Raw genomic sequence first — 19,731 nt, 5'->3', positions numbered from 1 at the left:
GACGTCAACAGCCGCGAAAGGCCAGCCCAATGAGCAGTGAGCATTATACACCGCCTGTAAACCCGTTGCCGCCGGTTGTGGTGGCTTTGGTTCTGTTCATCATGGGGATCGAACTTGCCCTTATGCTTGGTAGCCGTGGGTTGGTCGGAGGCCCCAATGCGGTGGGTTGGCGGCTGGATGCGTTGCAGCACTACACGTTTTCACCCGATATCTTCGGCTGGATGGTTCAGAACGGGCGCTGGCCGTTCGAACACGTGATCCGCTTTGTGACCTATCCCTTCGTTCAGGCCAATTTCACACAAGCGATCTTTGTCTGCGTGTTTGTACTGGCGATGGGAAAAATGGTCGCCGAGGTTTTCGGCAGCATCGCGATGCTGATCATCTTTGTGCTCTCCGGTGTGGGCGGGGCATTGGCATATGCCGTAGTGCTGAACCCGCCCTATCCTTTGGTCGGAGGGTTCCCTCCGGTCTATGGGCTGATCGGTGCGTTCACTTGGTTGTTGTGGCGCAAGCTGTCACTGGTTGGCGAAAACCAATCCCGCGCGTTCAGCCTGATCGCGGTTCTGATGGGGGTACAGTTGCTGTTCGGCCTGCTTTTTGGCGGCACCTCAGATTGGGTTGCGGATCTGGGCGGATTTGCTACCGGGTTCGGTTTGTCTTTCTTTCTGGCACCGGGCGGCTGGGCGCGCATTCTCAGCAAGACGCGGCGTGACTAGCGCAAATTCAACCTCGCCGTAGTGCCGTTCGGAATTCTGAAAGCCTGAACGCACCGAAGAGGTGGCCCAACAGGAAGTAGGCAGCTGCTGCAATGACGATGAGCATCATCAGTGCCAGGTAGCGCCAACCAGGTATGCCGAACGTCCAACCAAACAACTGGATTGCAGCAAACAACACCACACCCATCCCCGCCGAAGCCGCCACGATCCGCCAGATTCTCTGTTTGAACCGGTCGTCAAACCGCGCTTCGTCCCCAATCCTCCGCGCGCCGATTGCCAGCAGCGCAACCATAGCCCAACCAGCGGTCGATGCTGCGATCGCGGGGGCAATCCATCCAACGACCGGGTACAGGCCAAAGGCAAGCCCAGCATTCACCACCATCGCAACCACGGCGTACCGGAACGGTGATTTGGTATCCTCGCGGGCAAAAAATAGCGGCTGCAACAGCTTTTGCAGCATGAAGGCGGGCAACCCAATGCCATAGATGGCCACGGCCAGAGCGGTCGCTGCCGTGTCTTCGACGCTAAACTGGCCACGTTGGAACAGAACCGAGACCAACGGGCCGGGAATGATGACAAAGGCCACGGTCGAGGGCAGGGTCAGCAACAGAGTGAACTCACCGGCTCGCGAATAAGCATTGCGGGCTCCGTCTTTGTCATCGGCGCGCAGGCGGCGCGATAGGTCGGGCAGCAGGACGATGCCAACGGCAATCCCCACAACTCCCAGCGGCAACTGATACAGACGATCTGCCGCAAACAGCCAACTGATCGCTTTTTCGGTTTTTGACGCCACAAGCTGGCCGACCACGAGATTGATTTGTGTCACCCCCATGGCCAGTGCCGCAGGAACTGCGATCCGCACCATGCGCCGCATTTCAGGGCTAAGCTTTGGCCGACTGAGGCGGATTCGAATGCCGGCACGCTCGGTCGCAACCCAGACCAGTGCCAATTGCGCGACACCCGCGACAGGGATGACCGCGATCAGCCAGCGGATGATCTCTCCTCCGGACATAGCGCCAAAGATCAATGCTGAGCAGGCGAAGATGTTCAGTAAAACAGGGGCGGCGGCGGCTGCAGCAAACCGACCCGTCGCATTCAAAACACCGGAAAAGAGGGCCGCCAGAGACATGAAAAGAATGTAGGGGAACACGACGTATCCGTAATCCACCGCCAGATCAAAGCGTTCATCTCCGTAGAAACCTTCGGCGGTAACCCAAACCAGCGCGGGCATGAAAACCATCGCCAGCCCAACCAGCGCCAGCACGGCCACCGCCAAAAGATTGAACGCATCCTGAGCGAACCCTTCGGCGTTCTCATCGCCCTCCAGTCGTTTTGAGAACATCGGTACAAAGGCAGCATTAAATGCACCTTCGGCAAAGAAGCGGCGGAACATATTGGGCAGGCGGAAGGCGGCGACGAAGGCGTCCATCACCGGCCCCGGCCCGATATAGGCGGTCAGCAGGATTTCCCGCAGAAAGCCCAGAATACGACTGGCCAAAGTCCAGAACCCAACCGTGAAAAAGCCCGAAAGCAGGCGGATCGGCTTCATGAGGCTGCCCGCTTTGCGCCTTCGGTTATGGCTGTGCGCAGTTTGGTTTCCAGTCCGCGCTGCTTGGCCTCGGAGTGGTACTTCAGGCCGAACATGTCCTTGACGTAGAACGTATCGACCACCTGTTCGCCATAGGTCGCGATCACCGCATTCGCGATATAGACATTGGCCGCCGCCATCGTACGCGCCAGATCATAGAGCAGTCCGGGCCGGTCACGTGTGTCGACTTCGATGATCGTGTAGATTTCCGAGCCCTCATTGTCGAAGGTAATATGGGTCGGGACGTTAAAGGCGCGTTCACGTTTCTTGATCTTGTCGCGGGATTTCAAGGCGTCCCGCGCCACCACTTCGCCCTTCAGCGTCTTGTGGATCATCTGGGTCAGCCGCGGCAGGCGTGAGGCCTCAAACGGATGACCTTCGGCGTCCTGAACCCAGAACGCATCGGTCACGTAACCATCTTTGGTCGTATAGCTGCGTGCGTCCACGACATTGGCCCCGACAAGGGCCAGCGCCCCGGCGATACGAGAGAAAATCCCCGGATGGTCGCCCATCGCAAAACACGCACGGGTTGCGTCGCGATCTTCGTCCGGGTGCAGGCGGATTTCCACCGCCCCCTGGTCACCGCTGTTTTCCAGAGCTTTCAGCATCTGCGCAAACTCAACATGGGTCGACAGGTTCAATCCTTGCCAATACGGATCATAATGCCGCCCGGTTTCGGTTTTCAGATCGGATTTGGACCAACTTTCAAGTTCGGCCCGCAACATCTTTTTGGCCTCGACTCCGCGGTTGGCGCGGTTGAGGTCCTCCATCCCTGTTTCCAGCGCGCGTTTGGTATCCGCGTGGAGTGCGCGCAGCAATGTCGCTTTCCAGTTGTTCCAGGTGCTTGGCCCAACGCCTCGAATGTCGCAGACCGTCAGCACCGTCAGCAGATCAAGCCGTTTGACTGTCGCAACCGCCTTAGCGAAATCGCGGATCGTGCGTGGATCTGAAATATCACGTTTCTGTGCCATGTCGGACATCAGCAGGTGATAGCGAACCAACCACTCTACGGTTTCCGAATCTGCTTTGTTCAATCCCAGTCGCGGCGCCACTTTCCGCGCGATCTGGGCACCGAGAATGGAATGATCTTCGGGACGCCCTTTGCCGATATCGTGCAGCAGCAGGGCCACGTACAGAACCTTGCGATTGACGCCTCCTTCAAGGATGGACGACGCCAGCGGCAGCTCTTCGATCAGCTCTCTGCGTTCGATCTGGGCTAGATTGACGATGCATTGGATCGTGTGCTCGTCCACCGTATAGCTGTGATACATATTGAACTGCATCATTGCCACGATGTGTTCAAACTCGGGCAGGAAGGCCGACAGAACGCCCAGCTCGTTCATCCGCCGCAGGGCGCGTTCGGGGTTCCCGTGTTTCAGCATCAGGTCGAGAAAAATGCGCCGCGCTTCTTTGTCGTTTCGCATTCCATCATCAATGAGGTTCAGGTTTGCCGTCGCCAGACGCATGGCGTCCGGATGGATCAGCATTCCTGTTCGCAGACCTTCTTCGAACAGCCGCAGCAGGTTGACCTTGTCCTGCAGAAACTTTTCAGGGTCCGCGACATCCAAACGGCCATGGACAACCCTGTACCCGGTTTTGACCCGTGGGCGGCGGCGAAAGATTCGCTCCAGCAGGGCCGCACCCTTCATGTGTGAGGCTTCCAGCTTGGTCAGGAAGATGCGAGTTAACTCACCCACGCGGGTTGCCTCACGGAAATAGCGCTGCATGAACACTTCGACAGCACGTCGACCGGCGCGATCCTCGTACCCCATGCGATCGGCCACCTCGACCTGCAGATCGAATGTCAGTTGCTCTGTCGCGCGGCCCGTCACCAGATGCAGATGCGACCGGACCGCCCATAGGAATTCTTCGGCCTGCACGAATTCATCGAACTCTTCGGGCGTGAACAGGCCCATTGGGACCAGTTCCGCCACATCTTTCACGCCGTAGATGTATTTCGCAATCCAGTAGAGCGATTGCAAATCGCGCAGCCCGCCCTTGCCCTCTTTGACATTGGGCTCAACCATATAGCGTTCACCCTGTTTCAGGTGCCGCGCGTCCCGTTCTTTCAGTTTGGCTTCGATGAAATCCTGCTCGGAGCCTTTGAACAGTTCGGACTTCAGGCGTGCGTCAAGCTCTTGCGCAAGGGTCTGATCACCGACCAGGTAACGCTGTTCCAGCATCGCGGTGCGGATGGTGAAGTCATCGGCCCCCAACCGCAGGCAATCTTTGATCGTGCGCGAAGAATGTCCGACCTTCAGCCGCAGATCCCACAGCATATAGAGCATGGATTCGATCACGCTTTCAGCCCAGGCGGTGATCTTGTAGGGGGTCAGAAACAGCAGGTCCACATCCGAGGATGGCGCCATCTCACCCCGACCATAACCGCCAACCGCCAGTACGGCGATCTTTTCGCCCTGGGTTGGGTTCGCCAGCGGGTGCAGATGTTGGCTGGCGATGCGCATAGCGGTGCAAACCATCTGGTCTGTCAGATAGGTATAGGAATGCGCCAGTGGACGCGCATCGAAAGGACGCTTTGCAAATGCGTCGGTGATGGCCTTGCGACCTGCCTTTTGCGCGTCGCGCAGAACACGCACCGTTTCAGCGCGCAAGGCTGCGTTGTCCGGGTTCTTGTCCAGAGCAGCTGACAGGCTGGCATTGACCTCGGCCCTGTCAAAAATCTCATCAGCCGGACAGATCAGATTGCTTTGGGGCACAGAGGTCTGCGCCGGTCGCTCAGAATCCGGCGCCAGAGAAGCTTTGTGGGGCAGGGTCAATCACAACCACCTGTTTGTTCTGGATCGTGGCAACTGCCAGACCGCGTTCGTTCGTACCGTTTGGCCGCAGGCGGAAGATTCCACCGACACCCTGAAATCCGGCGTTTTGGGTCAGGGCTGCTCCGGTTAGCGCGTTGGACTTGCCCTGGCTGACCAGGGCTCCGATCGCGGCGATGCCGTCATAGGCCAACCCACTGATCGGGTGTGGTGCCGCACCGTAGGTATTATTGTAGCGCTGGCGATAGGCCTGTGCTTTGGCCGGATCAGGCAGCGCGAACCACCCGCCCTGGACCCCCGGCAATTCCAGCGTTTGCGCCGGGATGTCCCAACGGGTAAGGCCAATATACTGCGTTGTCGCGGGTGATACGCCAGCCTCGGGCAGCAACTGGCTGTAAAGTGGCAGGGCGCCGGCGGTTGTTGCGGTCAGGAAAATCGAATCCGCGCCGGTTGAATCGACCGTTGCTTTGATCGCTGGCACCGAATCAATCACACCTTGCTGAGACCGCTCATACCCAACTGTACCCGCGTTGTTGACGCGGCTGTTGCTCAGCGCGGTGGCGATAGCAGACTGGCCAAGCTGACCGGCAGAGTCGTTACTATGCACAATGACGGTACCGGCTTTGCCCTGTCGTCCGGAATAGTTGACCAACCTGTCAGCGGTATTCTGGAACGTCGGACCAAGCACATAGACATTGCCACCCGCGATGCTGGTGTTGTTTGAGAAGGACAGCACGTTCACATTTTTGCTCAGTACGGCAAGGCCTGCCGCGTTTGCCGCCTGTGCGTAAACCGGCCCAAGGATGATCTTGGCCCCGTCTGCAACCGCTTGCTGCGCAACCGCTGACGCCGTACCTGCATTGCCTGCCGTGTCATACACGCGCAGATCGATCTTGACGTTGGGCAGATCGGCTATTGCCAGACGTGCCGCGTTCTCAAGGCTGCGGGCAAGGGCGGCATCGCCCGATTGCGCCGATCCGCTTGGAACCAGCAGAGCTACGGGAACCGGGTCAGAGGTGTCGATCGAGGGGCCTCCGCCAATGCCTCCCACTTCGCAGGCGGCCAGAAATGCGGCCGTGGCCAGAACAATGGCGGATTTCGCCAATTTGCGTGTGGGCTTGCAAACGGTAAACATCTAAATGAAAACTCCCTGATCCGGCGTCTGAGGGCACCTTGGTCTATCGATCCGCGATAATAAACGTCACGCTGTGAGGGTCCAGCTTTGAATTTTCAAAAGATCAGATTGGCCGCCGGGCTGTACTTTGTTGCCACTCCAATCGGAACCGCGCGCGACATTACGCTCAGGGCTTTGGATGTACTGGCCTCGGCTGACATGATTGCCGCCGAAGATACCCGCAGTCTGCGTCGGTTGATGGAAATCCATGGCGTGCCGCTCGAAGGGCGCCGCATATTGGCCTACCACGATCACAGCGGGGCAGGTGCGCGGGGCAGGATACTTGAGGCATTGGAGCATGGGCAGTCGGTGGCCTATGCCTCCGAGGCTGGGATGCCCCTGATCGCCGATCCCGGATATGATCTGGGCCGACAGGCGGCTGAAGCAGGGTACAATGTGACCTGTGCCCCGGGACCATCGGCCGTTCTAACCGCGTTGACGCTGGCCGGACTGCCGACGGATGCGTTTTTCTTTGCCGGTTTCCTGCCCAATGCCTCGGGCGCGCGGCGATCGCGAATCGAGGCGCTGCGCAACATCCCCGGGACGCTGGTTTTCTACGAATCACCGAAACGCGTGGCCGCCTGCCTTGCTGATCTGGCCGATAGTCTGGGGGGTGACCGACAGGCGGCACTCTGCCGTGAGCTTACAAAGAAATTCGAAGAAACACGACGCGGTACTCTGGCTGATCTGGCAGATGAGTATCAGGGCGTATCGGTCAAGGGAGAGGTCGTGCTGCTGGTGGATCGCGCCCATTCGCAATCCATTAAGGAGTCTGACGTAGAAGAGGCTTTATTACAGGCCTTGGAAACGCATTCGGTGCGGGATGCAGCAGATCTGGTTTCAAAGATGTTCAGCCTGCCGCGCCGTCTGATCTACCAGAAGGCCTTGAATCTGGGAAAGGGATGACATGACGCGGCGATCGGTTCAGGGTTTGGTTTCCTATCATGCCGGACAATCGGCTGAACTCTGTGTGGCCGCCGAATATGAGCGTCGGGGGTATTCCATTGCGCAGCGCAGGTGGCGGGGCGCCGGGGGTGAAGTTGATCTGATCGCGCGCAACGCGGATGGATTGGTTTTTGTTGAGGTCAAGAAAAGCCGCAGTTTCGAGGGTGCCGCTGCCCGGATCAATCGCCGCCAAATGGATCGGATTTGTACCTCTGCGGCTCAGTACATTGAGCAGGAACCCGACGGACAGTTGACGAATACACGCTTTGACGCGGCACTTGTTGATGACACCGGAACTGTTCAAATCATCGAAAACGCCTTTGGTTTGAACTGATCGCCATTGAACCCGTCAAGTCTCTGCGCCATGTATCAGGCGTGGAATTGAGGGATAAACCATGAAGATTGCCTTTCAGATGGACCCGATCGGGGACGTGGATGTAAACGCCGACAGCTCTTTCCGTCTGGCAGAAGAGGCACAGGCGCGCGGCCATCAGCTATTCTTCTATAGCCCGGATCAACTGGCCTATCAGGAGGGCAGGATCACGGCGCGCGGCCATGATATGACGGTGAAAAGGGTCGCGGGCGACCCGGCAGTACTGGGCGTCGAGCAAGAGGTCGATCTGGCTGATTTCGATGTAATCTGGCTGCGTCAGGACCCGCCGTTTGACATGCACTACATCACGTCGACCCACTTGCTCGACCGTCTCCGGGGGCAGACTCTGGTGGTGAACGATCCGTTTTGGGTACGGAACTATCCGGAAAAACTGTTGGTGTTGGATTTTCCTGAACTGACCCCACCCACGACAATTGCGCGGGACCTGCAGACCATCAAGGCATTCAAGGAAAAGCATGGCGATATCATCCTCAAGCCGCTTTATGGCAATGGCGGTGCGGGCGTATTCCGGCTGGATGCCAATGATCGCAACCTGACGTCGCTGCATGAGCTGTTCACCGGTTTCTCGCGTGAGCCTTTGATTGCGCAGAAGTTCTTGCCGGATGTGCGAAACGGCGACAAACGTGTGATTTTGGTCGATGGGGTACCTGTGGGCGCAATCAACCGTGTTCCGGCAGAGGGGGAAACCCGCTCGAACATGCATGTGGGTGGGCGACCCGAGAAGATTGGCCTGACCAAACGTGATATGGAAATCTGCGCCGCTATTGGGCCGCTGCTGAAAGAGCGGGGGCAGGTGTTTGTCGGTATTGATGTGATTGGCGATTATCTGACCGAAATCAACGTGACCTCACCCACGGGCATTCAAGAGCTTGAGCGCTTTAACGGCGAAAACATCGCCGAAAAAATCTGGCAAGCGATCGAGGCCAAGCTTTAGGCGCCAGCTTTGGCGCTGATGCGGAAACTCAGCGCCTCGGCCACATGGGGGCGGCGCACATCCGGCTCACCTTCGAGATCAGCAATGGTGCGGGCCACTCGCAAGATGCGGTGAAAGGCGCGGGCGGACAGACCGAAACGCTCTGCGGCTTTCAGCAGCAGATCTTTGCCTTCTGCATCCGGGGCGGCGATTTCTTCCAGCATATTGCCTTCGACATCTGCGTTCTGACGGGTTTCGGGCGTGTCGCGAAACCGGTCAGCCTGAATGACGCGTGCGGCCTCAACCCGAGCCGCGACCGTGGCTGAGCTATCGCCCGAAGGCGGCAGATCAAGGTCGGTGAAGCCTACCGGCGGGACTTCGATGCGCAGATCGAACCGGTCCATCAGCGGGCCCGAGATACGACCCAGATAGTCCTCGCCACAGACCGGTGCCCGTGAGCAGGCGCGGGACGGGTCTGTCAAATACCCGCACTTGCACGGGTTTGCGGCCGCCACCAGCATGAAGCGGCAGGGATATTTTACATGAGCGTTGGCGCGCGCGACCATGACCTCGCCGGTCTCAATAGGCTGGCGCAGGGTTTCCAGAACAGTGCGCGGGAATTCGGGAAATTCGTCCATGAACAGAACGCCGTTATGGGCCAGCGAAATCTCACCGGGCTTCGCACCTTTGCCTCCGCCGGCGATCGCAGCCATTGAGGCTGTGTGATGCGGTTCCCGAAACGGTCTGGCTCGGCTAATGCCGCCTTCGTTCAGCAAGCCACACAGTGATTGGATCATTGATGTCTCTAGCGCCTCGACCGGGGTGAGCGGTGGCAGGATGCCGGGCAGGCGCGCCGCCAGCATGGATTTGCCGGAGCCGGGTGTCCCGATCATGATCAGGTGATGCCGTCCGGCTGCCGCGATCTCCAACGCTCGTTTAGCGCGTTCCTGTCCTTTTACATCGCGCAAATCCCGTGCGCTGGGCGATAGGTTTACCTCGCCCGGCATGGCGGCGGGCAGGGCGGATTGGCCGGTAAAATGACGTACCACGTCGCCCAGCGAACCTGCACCGATCACCTGTGTGGCATCGACCCACGCCGCTTCGGCGCTGGACGCGCTGGGGCAAAGCAGACTGCGATCCTCGGCAGCGGCCGTCATGGCGGCGGGCAGCGCGCCGACGACTGGAACCAGCGATCCGTCCAGTGACAACTCTCCCAGAGCGACGGCCCCGTCGGCGGCGTCTGCGGGAATGATTTCCAATGCTGTCAGCAAAGCAACGGCGATGGGTAAGTCGAAATGGCTGCCTTCTTTGGGTAAATCGGCTGGCGACAGGTTGATTGTGATACGTTTTGACGGCAGTGCAATGGCCATCGAACTGAGCGCGCTGCGCACACGGTCCCTCGCTTCGGATACAGCCTTGTCCGGTAAGCCAACGATAGAAAATGCTGGAAGACCTGGTGAGACGGCGCATTGCACTTCGACCGGGCGGGCATCGACTCCTTGAAAGGCAACGGTGTGGGCACGGGCGACCATGGCAGTCCTGTTTTTGGTTAACAGGACGTTGCTGCCATGGTTGCGGTTTAGGAATCGTTAACGCCACCGATCATCGCTGTGAATTTCGGCCAGGCTGCCGGATCAGCGACGGTTTTGTCCCGGCAAAACGGATTACAAAACCCCCAAATCTTGCCGTCGAGCTCCAGATAATCCCGCACGGGGTCGCCAGAATAAGGGCAGACCGCGTTCACCGAGGGGCCTTTGCTGACCGCTGAGGCCCTCGATTCTCCTCCAATTGGCCAACTTTGGGCAGCGAGATCCTGTGGGTAGGGGAAGGGGTTATATGCAACCGTCATCCCCATGGCGCGCCATTGTCGCACAGAGGAATCTGACAGCAGATTCATGCAATAGCCTCGATTGGCCTCGGATACCGGCAGGCCATAGCCGATGATCCGTGCTGCCACCGGCGTGTAGAAGACCTCGGCCAGTGAATAGGCGCCGAACAGTGGGCCTGATTCGACACCGGAAATCGTCCGAGCATGGGCCCACAGGCTTTCTATCCGCTGCAGATCGGCCAGCGTATCGGGCGAGGGGTTGAACCCGTCCCAGCGGTATTTCAATTGCATGGGGCATTGGCCGCGCAGCGCCGTGAAACCGGCAACCATCTCGGCGCAGAGCCACCGAGCGGTTGCGCGGGTGACAGGGTCTGTTGGCCAAAGGCCGGCCTCAGGGTGATGCTCGGCCAGCGTCTCTGCCATTGCGAGGCTTTCGCCGAGCACAGTTCCATCGGGCAGGCGCAGCGCGGGCACAAGGCGCGCCGGGGCCAGGGGCTCCATATCCGCGGCCATGGTGCCGGAATAGAGGCCAATCATATGGGTGCGGTGGGGCAGGTCGAATTTCTCGAGCATCAGCCATCCGCGCATGGACCAGCTTGAAAACAACCGGTCACCGATAAAGAGATCGTAAGTCATGGTGCAACGATGTCGGACGGGGCGGCGTCCGTAAATCATTGATTTGTGCGCCGCCCTATCACGGTCGGTGATTGATCCGATCTACGGACCAGCCCTTGTTGTGGCGCGTAATCTCGGTGACTGACAGATTGTCGATGCGGTGACCAAACGCCTCTTGCGCATCAACGTCCAAAGCGCGCTGCACCTGCGTCAGGATCACGCCGAAATGGGCCACAACGATCAGATCACGCCCGGGATGTGCAGCAACTAAGGCGTCAACAGCCGTATCGACGCGCGCACGGACCTCGTTCCAACTTTCTCCATTCGGAGGCCGGACATCTCCGGGATTGTCCCAATAGGCAAAACATAGCTCGGGGTCCTCGGCCTCTATCTCGGCGAAGGAGCGCATCTCCCATGTGCCGAAACTTATCTCGCGCAGGTCGGGGTGGTGGGGCAGGCGGTGGTGGCGCGCACCCTGAATTGCACTGGCTGTGTCGGCGGCGCGGGACAGATCGGACGAGATTATGATGGCTTTGGCGGGTAGATAAGCTGCAAGCCGGGCGATCGCGGCGCTGTCGCTCAGATCCGCTGGCAGGTCGGACCAACCCACCATGTATTTGGCATGGGTGGGGCCATGGCGTACCAGATGCAGGCGCGTCACAGGGGATTTCCCTTGAGAACCAAGGGCAGCCCAGCTGTAACCTGCACCACCCGGTCTGCCTGCGCAGCCAGAGCAATGTTCAGCCGCCCCTGTGCCTCGCGAAACCGGCGGGACAGGGCATTCTCAGGTACGATCCCCTGGCCGACTTCGTTCGAGACGATCACGATCTGGGCCTTACAATTCCGCAATGCGGCGAGCAGCCCTGATTGGGCTTTCACCAGGTCATTTTCAGCCAGCAGGTGATTGGACAGCCACATGGTCGCGCAATCGATCAGGCAAATCTGATCTGGTGCCAGTTTAGCCAGTTCCGGTGACAGATCGAAGGGCGTCTCTATTGTCGCCCAACCGTCGCCGCGTTGTGCAATATGTTGCCTGATTTTGTGGCGCATCTCATCATCAAACACTTGTGATGTCGCGAGATAAATCCGTTTTTTCCCTGTTGAAACAACAAGTTGCTCTGCAAAAAGGGATTTTCCGGATGCCGCGCCGCCAAGAACAAAGGTTAAATTTGGGTGCACTTTTATTACCTTTCGGGTGATCCATCCGGTTTCTTCCTGCGTATCGACGTCAGATATGCAAGGCAAGCCCGGCCCATCGCCTGTGATAAAGGGGAGAATGACATGGCACTAGACAACGCACATGATTTTTCGATGTCCCGGCGGGCAATGAAGGCAGAATTGCTGGACGCCGAGACCGAATCGAAACTGGCCTATGCGTGGCGTGATGACCGGGATGAACAGGCGCTGCATCGCCTGATAACAGCGTATATGCGATTGGCGATCTCAATGGCGGCCAAGTTCAAACGCTACGGTGCGCCAATGAATGACCTGATCCAGGAGGCCGGTCTGGGCCTTATGAAGGCCGCCGACAAATTTGATCCGGATCGGGGTGTGCGGTTTTCGACATACGCGGTGTGGTGGATCAAAGCGAGTATTCAGGATTACGTGATGCGTAACTGGTCTATGGTGCGCACCGGGTCGACCTCTTCTCAGAAATCCTTGTTCTTCAATATGCGCAGGGTTCAGGCGCGGCTGGAGCGCGAGGCCGCGTCCGATGGAATCGAGCTGGATCGCCACCAACTGCATCAGAAGATAGCAACTGAAATTGGTGTACCACTGCGTGATGTCGAGATGATGGAAGGGCGGCTGGCCGGGTCCGATTTCTCGCTGAATGCGGTTCAGTCGGCCGAAGAAGAGGGCCGTGAGTGGATTGATGCGCTGGAAGATGACAGTGAGCAAGCCGCCGAGACGGTTGAAAACAGCCATGACACGCGGCAACTGCGCGAATGGCTTGTCACCGCGATGCAGGCTCTGAACGATCGGGAACGGTTCATCGTGCGCGAACGCAAGCTGCGTGAACCGGCGCGGACCCTTGAGAGCCTGGGTCAAGAGCTTGGTTTGTCGAAAGAACGTGTGCGGCAGCTTGAGGCTGCGGCCTTTGTAAAGATGCGCAAAAACCTTGAAGCGCAATCGCGCGAGGTGCAACACTTCTTCGCATGAAACCAATTGCGATTCTGGCAGCTTTTTTACTGCTCGGTGCGTTGCCTCTGACGGGCCGCGCTGCCGAAATGATTGCTCAGGATATTCGCGCCGATATGCGGGCGGCGGATGTCGTCATACTGGGTGAAATTCACGACAATCCGACACATCATCTTGTGCAGGCCGAAGCGGTTGAGGTAATCGCGCCATCGGCGGTTGTCTGGGAAATGGTGACCGAGGAGGGCGCGCAGCGGCTGTTGCAGAAAGCCGCCTCAGATCCCGAGGAACTGTCTGAAGTCCTCCGCTGGGCCGAGACGGGCTGGCCTCATCTCAGCATGTATTATCCGGTTTTTGAAGCCGCGAATGTGCCGGTCTACGGCGCGATGGTGCCGCGCGCTGCGGCACGCGAGGCAATGGAACGTGGGGCGGCCACCGCATTGGGGGCGGATGCGGCCAGATACGGGCTGACCGTACCTTTGTCGGCCGAAGACCAGGCCGCGCGCGAGGCGGATCAGTTGGCAGCTCATTGCGATGCTTTGCCTATCGAAGCTTTGCCACAGATGGTCGCCATTCAGCGTCTGCGGGATGCGGTGCTGACCCGCGCCGTTCTAAGCGCGATAGATGAAACCGGTGGACCGGTTGCGGTAATTACCGGCAATGGCCACGCCCGCAAGGATCGCGGAATTCCGACCTTCCTGTCGCGTTTGCGCCCCGGATTAAAAGTCTTTGTGCTGGGGCAATCAGAGGAGGGGATTGTGTCCGGAGAATTCGATATCGTGATCGACAGCCCTGCAGCCGAACGTGAAGACCCCTGCAAGGCCTTTGAGGTGCAGAATTAACTGCTGGAACTGACCGGCAGCCTTGCCTAATGTCTGGACCGACCGGGACGGGAAGGGCGAAACATGCTGTCATCCAAACGTATTCTGCTGATTATCGGTGGTGGGATCGCGGCCTATAAGTCGCTGGACCTGATCCGGCGGCTGCGTGAGCGGGGTGCCGCAGTCACGCCGGTCGTAACCCGCGCCGCCGAGGAATTCGTAACACCGTTATCCGTATCTGCCTTGGCCGGTGAGAAAGTATATCGAGACCTCTTCGATCTGACGGATGAGGCAGAGATGGGTCATATCCAACTGTCCCGTTCGGCAGACCTGATCGTGGTTGCACCTGCTACCGCCGATCTGATGGGCAAGATGGCAGGTGGGTTGGCGAATGATCTGGCCTCAACGCTGTTGATGGCAACCGATACGCCGGTTTTATGCGCGCCCGCGATGAATGTCCGCATGTGGGATCACCCCGCTACCCGGCGCAACCATGCGCAGCTGGAAGCTGACGGCATACGTTTTGTCGGCCCGAATGAGGGTGACATGGCCTGCGGTGAATACGGCCCGGGTCGCATGTCGGAACCACTTGAGATTGTTGCCGCAATCGAAGCGCAATTGGGGAATGGACCTCTGGTGGGTAAGCGTGTTCTGGTGACCTCAGGCCCGACGCATGAACCGATTGATCCGGTGCGATACATCGCCAACCGTTCCTCGGGCGCGCAAGGCGCAGCTGTAGCACGCGCTCTATCTGCGTTGGGGGCTGATGTTGTATTTATCACGGGTCCGGCTGACATACCGCCCCCTGACGGCGTGTCAGTGGTGTGCGTCGAGACCGCTCAGCAGATGTCGGATGCGGTAGACGCCGCGCTCCCGGTCGAGGTTGGCGTGTTCGCTGCGGCCGTGGCTGATTGGCGGGTGTCTAGCGCATCAGACAAGAAGCTTAAGAAAAGCCGAGACGGATTGCCCGAACTGGAATTTGCTGAGAATCCCGACATTCTTAAGCGCGTCGCGCATATGGAAAGTGGCCGACCCGCATTGGTGGTAGGATTTGCAGCCGAGACGGACAATGTGATCGAACATGCCATGGCCAAACGCACCCGTAAGGGATGTGATTGGATCGTTGCCAATGATGTCAGCCCTGCCACGGGTATCATGGGTGGGTCCGAGAACGCTGTGATCCTGATCTCGGACGAAGGGGCCGAGGAATGGCCGCGCATGGGCAAAGACGATGTGGCAAAGCGGTTGGCGGTCAAGATCGCTGATGCGCTGACCGAACAATAGTCGTTGAAATCTGAGGTGTAGTGATGGTGGCAATTCGTGTGATCCGAGAGGAAGGGGCTGATCATTCGGTGCCGTTACCCTCTTACGAAACGTCTGGTGCTGCCGGCGCGGATGTACGGGCCAACTTGCCAAACGGTACACCGATTGTATTGGCCCCAGGTGATCGCACCCTTGTGCCGACGGGCCTTAGGATTGAAATTCCACATGGGTTTGAGGTTCAGGTACGGCCTCGCTCGGGCCTTGCGCTTAAACATGGAATTACCTTGCCGAACACACCGGGTACTATTGATAGTGACTATCGCGGCCCGCTTGGCGTGATTGTGTTGAATGCGGGCCACGAACCGTTTGAGATTACACACGGTGAGCGTATCGCGCAGTTGATCGTGGCGCCCGTGGTGCAGGCCAGTTTCCAAGATGCTGAGGTGCTGAGCGAAACCGACCGCGGCGCAGGCGGGTTTGGCTCGACCGGGCGCGGCTGATGCTTCTGGTTCTGATCCTTGCCGCTGGGCTGTGGTGCATCGGCTATGTTGCCGGTGTGTCACGTACCGCGCGTCTGGTATCTGTTGGTGTTCTGCTGACGGGCGTGATCATTGCCCAACTAGTGTTGCCCGAAGGAAATCCGCTGCGTCAGGCGACGGGCGGGTCTGCCGCAATGTGGCTGATCCTTGCTGGCTCAGTGCTGCTGGTTCTGCTTTACGGACGGGGCGTGAAAGCTTTGCGAAGTCGCGCCGCGCCCAGCCCAGAGACGGAGCCTGCCATGCCATCCGATCAGTTCAGCGAAACCGAACTCGAACGCTATGCCCGCCATATCGTTCTGCGTGAGCTTGGTGGTCCGGGGCAAAAGCGGATGAAACAAGCGCGCGTTCTGGTGATCGGAGCTGGTGGGCTTGGGGCACCCGCCCTGCAATATCTGGCAGCCGCCGGAGTTGGTACGATCGGCGTAATTGATGATGATGAGGTCGAGAATGCGAACCTGCAGCGGCAGGTGATCCACCGCGATGCCGATATTGGAATGCCCAAGGTGTTTTCGGCCCAGCAGGCTATGTTGGCACAGAACCCCAATGTGGTGGTTCTGCCCTATCATCGCCGCCTAACCCAAGAGATCGTAGCTGATCTGTTCGCTGATTTCGATCTGATCCTCGACGGCACCGACAATTTCGAAACCCGCTATCTGGTCAACCGAATGGCCGCTGCGCTGGGCAAGCCACTTATCTCGGGTGCGCTGTCGCAATGGGAAGGACAACTCAGCGTCTTTGACCCGGCCACGAACGGCCCGTGCTATCAATGTATTTTCCCCGAGGCCCCGGCCCCCGGCCTTGCGCCCTCGTGCGCCGAGGCCGGTGTGATCGGTCCATTGCCCGGCGTAGTTGGGTCAATGATGGCGGTTGAGGCGATCAAAGTGATCACCGGGGCAGGTCAGGCCCTAAGGGGTGAGATGTTGATCTACGACGCGCTCTATGGCGAAAGTCGCAAGATCACTTTGGCGCGTCGCACAGATTGCCCGGTTTGCGGATCAGTGGTTCAAAACTCGGACTAGCTCTGGATCATTGGGCCCCACGGACTTAGCTATGAGGTCAAAGGAGACCTCAATGACCAACCCGATCCTGTCCGACTGGAACACGCCTTTCGAAATCGCGCCCTTCGCCAATATCTCGGATGATGATTTTGCCCCCGCACTTGAGCAGGCAATGCAGGCGCACGATGCCGAGATTGAGGCGATTGCTGCGAACCCGGATGCGCCAACCTTTGCCAATACGATTGAGGCACTTGAGGCCGCCGGAGAGCAGATGGACAAAACTTTGTCGGTGTTCTTTACCGTTGCAGGCGCTGACAGCAATCCCAAGCGTGAGGAACTGCAGCGCGCGTTTTCACCGAAACTCGCCGCGCATTACTCGCGTATTTCTTCGAACAAACCCCTGTTTCAACGCGTGGCGGACCTGTGGGATCGGCGCGATGAATTGGGTCTGACCGACGAACAGGCGCGCGTTCTGATGTTGTCGCATCGGGGGTTCGTGCGGGCAGGGGCCGCGTTGACCGGGGATGATGACACGAGGATACAAGAGATCAAGGCCCGCCTGGCTTCGTTGGGAACCTCTTTCACGCAGAATCTGCTGGCGGATGAGCGTGATTGGTTCATGGAACTGTCCGAGGATGACCTGCAGGGTTTGCCGGATTTTGTCGTCGATACAGCCCGAGCAGCTGGTCAGGAAAAGGGCGCGGATGGCCCGGTGGTGACATTGTCGCGCTCGCTGATCGTTCCGTTCCTGCAATTCTCGCCGCGCCGTGATCTCAGGGAAATGGCTTATCGCGCATGGACGGCGCGCGGCGCGAATGGCGGTCAGACCGACAATCGTGAAATTGCGACTGAGATTCTAGCCTTACGCGAGGAACGCGCCAAGTTGCTCGGCTACGATAGCTTTGCCGATTATAAGCTGGAAACCGAGATGGCGCGGACACCTGATCGCGTTCGCGACCTGCTGATGCAGGTTTGGGAGCCCGCAAAAGTCCGTGCCTATGCAGATGCAGATCTATTGACGCAGATGATGCAAGAGGACGGTATCAATGGCCCGCTGGAAGCCTGGGATTGGCGTTACTATGCTGAGAAACGGCGCAAGGCCGAGCATGATCTGGATGAGGCCGCACTGAAACCGTATCTGCAGCTGGATCGGATGATCGAGGCCTCGTTTGCCTGCGCGAACCGCTTGTTCGGGCTGGAATTTGTACGGCTGGATGTGCCTCTTTATCATCCTGATTGCCGTGCGTGGGAGGTAACCCGGAACGGTCAACACATAGCTGTTTTCATCGGAGATTATTTTGCACGTGGATCGAAGCGTTCGGGTGCATGGTGTAGCGCAATGCGCGGGCAGGCGAAGTTCCCTAAGGTACAGGCTCCTGTCGTCATCAACGTCTGCAACTTTGCCAAGGGTGATCCGGCGCTGCTGTCCTATGACGATGCGCGGACTTTATTCCATGAATTCGGCCACGCCCTGCACCAGATGTTGTCCAATGTAACTTATGAGAGCATCTCGGGCACTTCCGTTGCGCGTGATTTTGTCGAATTGCCCAGCCAGCTTTACGAACACTGGCTCGAAGTTCCCGAGGTTCTGGCTGAATTCGCCACCCACGCCGAAACGGGCGAGCCCATGCCGCAAGCGATGCTGGAGAAAGTGCTGAAGGCAGCCAATTTTGATCAGGGCTTTCAGACAGTGGAGTATGTTGCCTCGGCGTTGGTTGATCTGGCATTCCACGATGGGGCAGCACCCACTGATCCAATGGGCAAACAAGCTGAGGTTCTGGCAGACATTGGAATGCCATCCGCCATCGGAATGCGTCATGCTACCCCGCATTTTGCCCACGTGTTCGCGGGCGACGGATATAGCTCGGGCTATTACAGCTACATGTGGTCCGAGGTCATGGACGCGGATGCCTTTGCGGCATTTGAAGAGGCTGCTGGAGCCTTTGATCCAGAGCGCGCCAAAGCACTGGAAGACCACATTCTGTCTACCGGAGGTTCACGCGAGGCTGAAGAGCTGTATCTGGCCTTCCGCGGTCGCCTGCCGGGCGTTGAAGCTTTGCTGAAAGGCCGCGGATTGATTGCGGCCTAATAACCAAGGTCCCTATCGACGAGGTGAAGAAAGGGTTCACCCGCTTCACCTCGTCGAATGTTCTCGCAAATCACCTGCGCGGCTGTGACGGGGCGGGTTTCTGACGCGATATGAGGCGTCACCGTTACATTGGAATGTGCCCAATAGGGATGCGCGGGTGGCAGGGGTTCATTGCGGAACACGTCCAGCGTGGCGTGTCCGACCTGACCCGAATTCAACGCGTGCAGCAGGGCGTCGTCGTCAATCAACGGTCCTCGGCCAGGATTGATGATCTGCGCACCTTTTGGCAATAGGGCGAGCGTATCAGCGTTCAGCATATTCTCGGTCGCGGCTGTGTCAGGCAACAGCAGCACCACGATTTCGGACTGAGAGAGTGCCACGCGCAAACCGTCCGATCCGTGCAGGCAGGTCACGCCAGAGATATCCTTGGCAGTTCGGCTCCAGCCTATGACATGGAAACCCAATGTCGCCAACGCGCGCACACAAGCCTCACCCAATGCGCCCAATCCCAAAATGCAGACGGTGCGCTGAGAGGCCAGCGGCGGCGCATCCGGTGTCCAGACGCCATCCTGCCGCGTGATGTGGCGGTCCATGCCAAGGTGATACCGCAGTACGTGGCCGACCACCCATTCCGTCATGCCTTGGGTCAGCCCGCCATCTACCATGCGCGCCAGCGGAACAGTCAGCGTTTCATTGCCTGAGATGCTCTCGACCCCGGCCCAGAGGCTCAGCACAGCTTTGAGCCGCGTGAATGGGGTGAAGTCCTGCAGGCTACCGTTTGGGGCATAAACCACATAGTCGACCAGTTCCGCGTCGATATCTTTTGACAGGTGAAAGTCCATCCCTGCCTCGGCCAACCCTTTCCGCAACAGCGGTTCATACTCCGGCCACAACTCAGAGCGCGCGGAAAACAGGACATTCACGGGCATGAGAAACCT

Annotated in this window: 18 protein-coding genes; 10 read left to right on the top strand and 8 right to left on the bottom strand. The window is 58.6% G+C overall.

The window, feature by feature from the left end; all coding sequences use genetic code 11:
* Positions 1–29: 29 nt before the first annotated feature.
* Complete coding sequence (locus tag BLU89_RS11065; RefSeq protein WP_074736902.1) at positions 30–716, top strand: rhomboid family intramembrane serine protease; 687 nt, start codon at positions 30–32, stop codon at positions 714–716.
* 7 nt (positions 717–723) lie between these two features.
* On the opposite strand, the gene murJ is transcribed toward BLU89_RS11065, so the two are convergent.
* The 3 genes from murJ to BLU89_RS11050 are packed head-to-tail and all read right to left on the bottom strand — an operon-like array spanning position 724 to position 6,213.
* Entirely contained in the window at positions 724–2,265 is a 1,542-nt protein-coding gene (gene murJ / locus BLU89_RS11060) for a murein biosynthesis integral membrane protein MurJ (RefSeq protein ID WP_074736901.1), read from the bottom strand.
* A complete protein-coding gene (locus tag BLU89_RS11055) occupies positions 2,262–5,081 on the bottom strand; it encodes a [protein-PII] uridylyltransferase (RefSeq protein ID WP_074736900.1) in 2,820 nt (939 codons plus the stop codon). Before BLU89_RS11055 ends, murJ begins: the two co-directional genes overlap by 4 nt.
* Positions 5,041–6,213 carry a penicillin-binding protein activator gene (locus tag BLU89_RS11050; RefSeq protein ID WP_074736899.1) on the bottom strand — a complete coding sequence of 391 codons (1,173 nt, stop codon included), beginning with the start codon at positions 6,211–6,213 and terminating at the stop codon, positions 5,041–5,043. Before BLU89_RS11050 ends, BLU89_RS11055 begins: the two co-directional genes overlap by 41 nt.
* 87 nt (positions 6,214–6,300) lie before the next feature.
* On the opposite strand from BLU89_RS11050, the gene rsmI reads away from it, so the two are divergent.
* The 3 genes from rsmI (at position 6,301) to gshB (ending at position 8,525) form a co-directional block, all read left to right on the top strand.
* Entirely contained in the window at positions 6,301–7,158 is an 858-nt protein-coding gene (gene rsmI, locus BLU89_RS11045; RefSeq protein ID WP_074736898.1) for a 16S rRNA (cytidine(1402)-2'-O)-methyltransferase, read from the top strand.
* Position 7,159: 1 nt separating this feature from the next.
* A complete protein-coding gene (locus BLU89_RS11040) occupies positions 7,160–7,531 on the top strand; it encodes a YraN family protein (protein WP_074736897.1) in 372 nt (123 codons plus the stop codon).
* Between the two features lie 61 nt (positions 7,532–7,592).
* Positions 7,593–8,525 carry a glutathione synthase gene (gshB, locus tag BLU89_RS11035; protein ID WP_074736896.1) on the top strand — a complete coding sequence of 311 codons (933 nt, stop codon included), beginning with the start codon at positions 7,593–7,595 and terminating at the stop codon, positions 8,523–8,525.
* Here gshB and BLU89_RS11030 read toward each other — a convergent pair.
* From BLU89_RS11030 to cobU, 4 genes are read right to left on the bottom strand one after another with little or no spacing between them, the layout of a single operon-like run.
* Entirely contained in the window at positions 8,522–10,036 is a 1,515-nt protein-coding gene (locus tag BLU89_RS11030; protein ID WP_074736895.1) for a YifB family Mg chelatase-like AAA ATPase, read from the bottom strand. The genes gshB and BLU89_RS11030 overlap by 4 nt on opposite strands.
* Positions 10,037–10,083: 47 nt before the next feature.
* Complete coding sequence (locus tag BLU89_RS11025) at positions 10,084–10,968, bottom strand: glutathione S-transferase (protein ID WP_074736894.1); 885 nt, start codon at positions 10,966–10,968, stop codon at positions 10,084–10,086.
* A 58-nt stretch (positions 10,969–11,026) separates the two neighbouring features.
* On the bottom strand, positions 11,027–11,608 hold the full coding sequence (locus tag BLU89_RS11020; protein ID WP_074736893.1) for a histidine phosphatase family protein: 582 nt from the start codon (positions 11,606–11,608) through the stop codon (positions 11,027–11,029).
* Entirely contained in the window at positions 11,605–12,126 is a 522-nt protein-coding gene (gene cobU, locus BLU89_RS11015; protein ID WP_074736892.1) for a bifunctional adenosylcobinamide kinase/adenosylcobinamide-phosphate guanylyltransferase, read from the bottom strand. The genes BLU89_RS11020 and cobU overlap by 4 nt, the downstream gene beginning before the upstream one ends.
* A gap of 102 nt (positions 12,127–12,228) precedes the next feature.
* Here cobU and BLU89_RS11010 point away from each other — a divergent pair, with 102 nt between their 5' ends.
* The 6 genes from BLU89_RS11010 to BLU89_RS10985 all read left to right on the top strand — a co-directional run bounded on the left by BLU89_RS11010 (position 12,229) and on the right by BLU89_RS10985 (position 18,793).
* Complete coding sequence (locus BLU89_RS11010) at positions 12,229–13,107, top strand: RNA polymerase factor sigma-32 (protein WP_074736891.1); 879 nt, start codon at positions 12,229–12,231, stop codon at positions 13,105–13,107.
* Entirely contained in the window at positions 13,104–13,925 is an 822-nt protein-coding gene (locus BLU89_RS11005) for a ChaN family lipoprotein (protein WP_074736890.1), read from the top strand. Before BLU89_RS11010 ends, BLU89_RS11005 begins: the two co-directional genes overlap by 4 nt.
* 63 nt (positions 13,926–13,988) lie before the next feature.
* Complete coding sequence (gene coaBC, locus BLU89_RS11000) at positions 13,989–15,188, top strand: bifunctional phosphopantothenoylcysteine decarboxylase/phosphopantothenate--cysteine ligase CoaBC (protein ID WP_074736889.1); 1,200 nt, start codon at positions 13,989–13,991, stop codon at positions 15,186–15,188.
* 20 nt (positions 15,189–15,208) lie between these two features.
* Complete coding sequence (gene dut, locus BLU89_RS10995; protein ID WP_176797695.1) at positions 15,209–15,667, top strand: dUTP diphosphatase; 459 nt, start codon at positions 15,209–15,211, stop codon at positions 15,665–15,667.
* Positions 15,667–16,725, top strand: a complete 1,059-nt coding sequence (locus tag BLU89_RS10990) for a HesA/MoeB/ThiF family protein (protein ID WP_074736887.1) — start codon at positions 15,667–15,669, stop codon at positions 16,723–16,725. The genes dut and BLU89_RS10990 overlap by 1 nt, the downstream gene beginning before the upstream one ends.
* 52 nt (positions 16,726–16,777) lie before the next feature.
* Positions 16,778–18,793 (top strand): M3 family metallopeptidase, encoded by a 2,016-nt coding sequence (locus tag BLU89_RS10985; RefSeq protein ID WP_074736886.1) that lies wholly within the window; start codon positions 16,778–16,780, stop codon positions 18,791–18,793.
* Here BLU89_RS10985 and BLU89_RS10980 read toward each other — a convergent pair.
* Positions 18,790–19,722 carry a 2-hydroxyacid dehydrogenase gene (locus BLU89_RS10980; RefSeq protein WP_074736885.1) on the bottom strand — a complete coding sequence of 311 codons (933 nt, stop codon included), beginning with the start codon at positions 19,720–19,722 and terminating at the stop codon, positions 18,790–18,792. The genes BLU89_RS10985 and BLU89_RS10980 overlap by 4 nt on opposite strands.
* Positions 19,723–19,731 lie beyond the last annotated feature (9 nt).

The sequence above is a fragment of the Ruegeria halocynthiae genome (assembly GCF_900106805.1).
Classification (GTDB): Bacteria; Pseudomonadota; Alphaproteobacteria; order Rhodobacterales; family Rhodobacteraceae; genus Ruegeria; species Ruegeria halocynthiae.
The sequence above is the reverse complement of the archived record's forward strand: the minus strand, read 5'-3'. Positions and strand labels throughout refer to the sequence as shown.

Coding starts and splice junctions, on each gene's coding strand:
- BLU89_RS11065 (WP_074736902.1), top strand. CDS start 30: ATGAGCAGTGAGCATTATACACCGCCTGTAAACCCGTTGCCGCCGGTT.
- BLU89_RS11010 (WP_074736891.1), top strand. CDS start 12,229: ATGGCACTAGACAACGCACATGATTTTTCGATGTCCCGGCGGGCAATG.
- BLU89_RS11040 (WP_074736897.1), top strand. CDS start 7,160: ATGACGCGGCGATCGGTTCAGGGTTTGGTTTCCTATCATGCCGGACAA.
- murJ (WP_074736901.1), bottom strand. CDS start 2,265: ATGAAGCCGATCCGCCTGCTTTCGGGCTTTTTCACGGTTGGGTTCTGG.
- BLU89_RS10990 (WP_074736887.1), top strand. CDS start 15,667: ATGCTTCTGGTTCTGATCCTTGCCGCTGGGCTGTGGTGCATCGGCTAT.
- BLU89_RS10985 (WP_074736886.1), top strand. CDS start 16,778: ATGACCAACCCGATCCTGTCCGACTGGAACACGCCTTTCGAAATCGCG.
- coaBC (WP_074736889.1), top strand. CDS start 13,989: ATGCTGTCATCCAAACGTATTCTGCTGATTATCGGTGGTGGGATCGCG.
- BLU89_RS11050 (WP_074736899.1), bottom strand. CDS start 6,213: ATGTTTACCGTTTGCAAGCCCACACGCAAATTGGCGAAATCCGCCATT.
- gshB (WP_074736896.1), top strand. CDS start 7,593: ATGAAGATTGCCTTTCAGATGGACCCGATCGGGGACGTGGATGTAAAC.
- BLU89_RS10980 (WP_074736885.1), bottom strand. CDS start 19,722: ATGCCCGTGAATGTCCTGTTTTCCGCGCGCTCTGAGTTGTGGCCGGAG.
- BLU89_RS11030 (WP_074736895.1), bottom strand. CDS start 10,036: ATGGTCGCCCGTGCCCACACCGTTGCCTTTCAAGGAGTCGATGCCCGC.
- BLU89_RS11005 (WP_074736890.1), top strand. CDS start 13,104: ATGAAACCAATTGCGATTCTGGCAGCTTTTTTACTGCTCGGTGCGTTG.
- BLU89_RS11025 (WP_074736894.1), bottom strand. CDS start 10,968: ATGACTTACGATCTCTTTATCGGTGACCGGTTGTTTTCAAGCTGGTCC.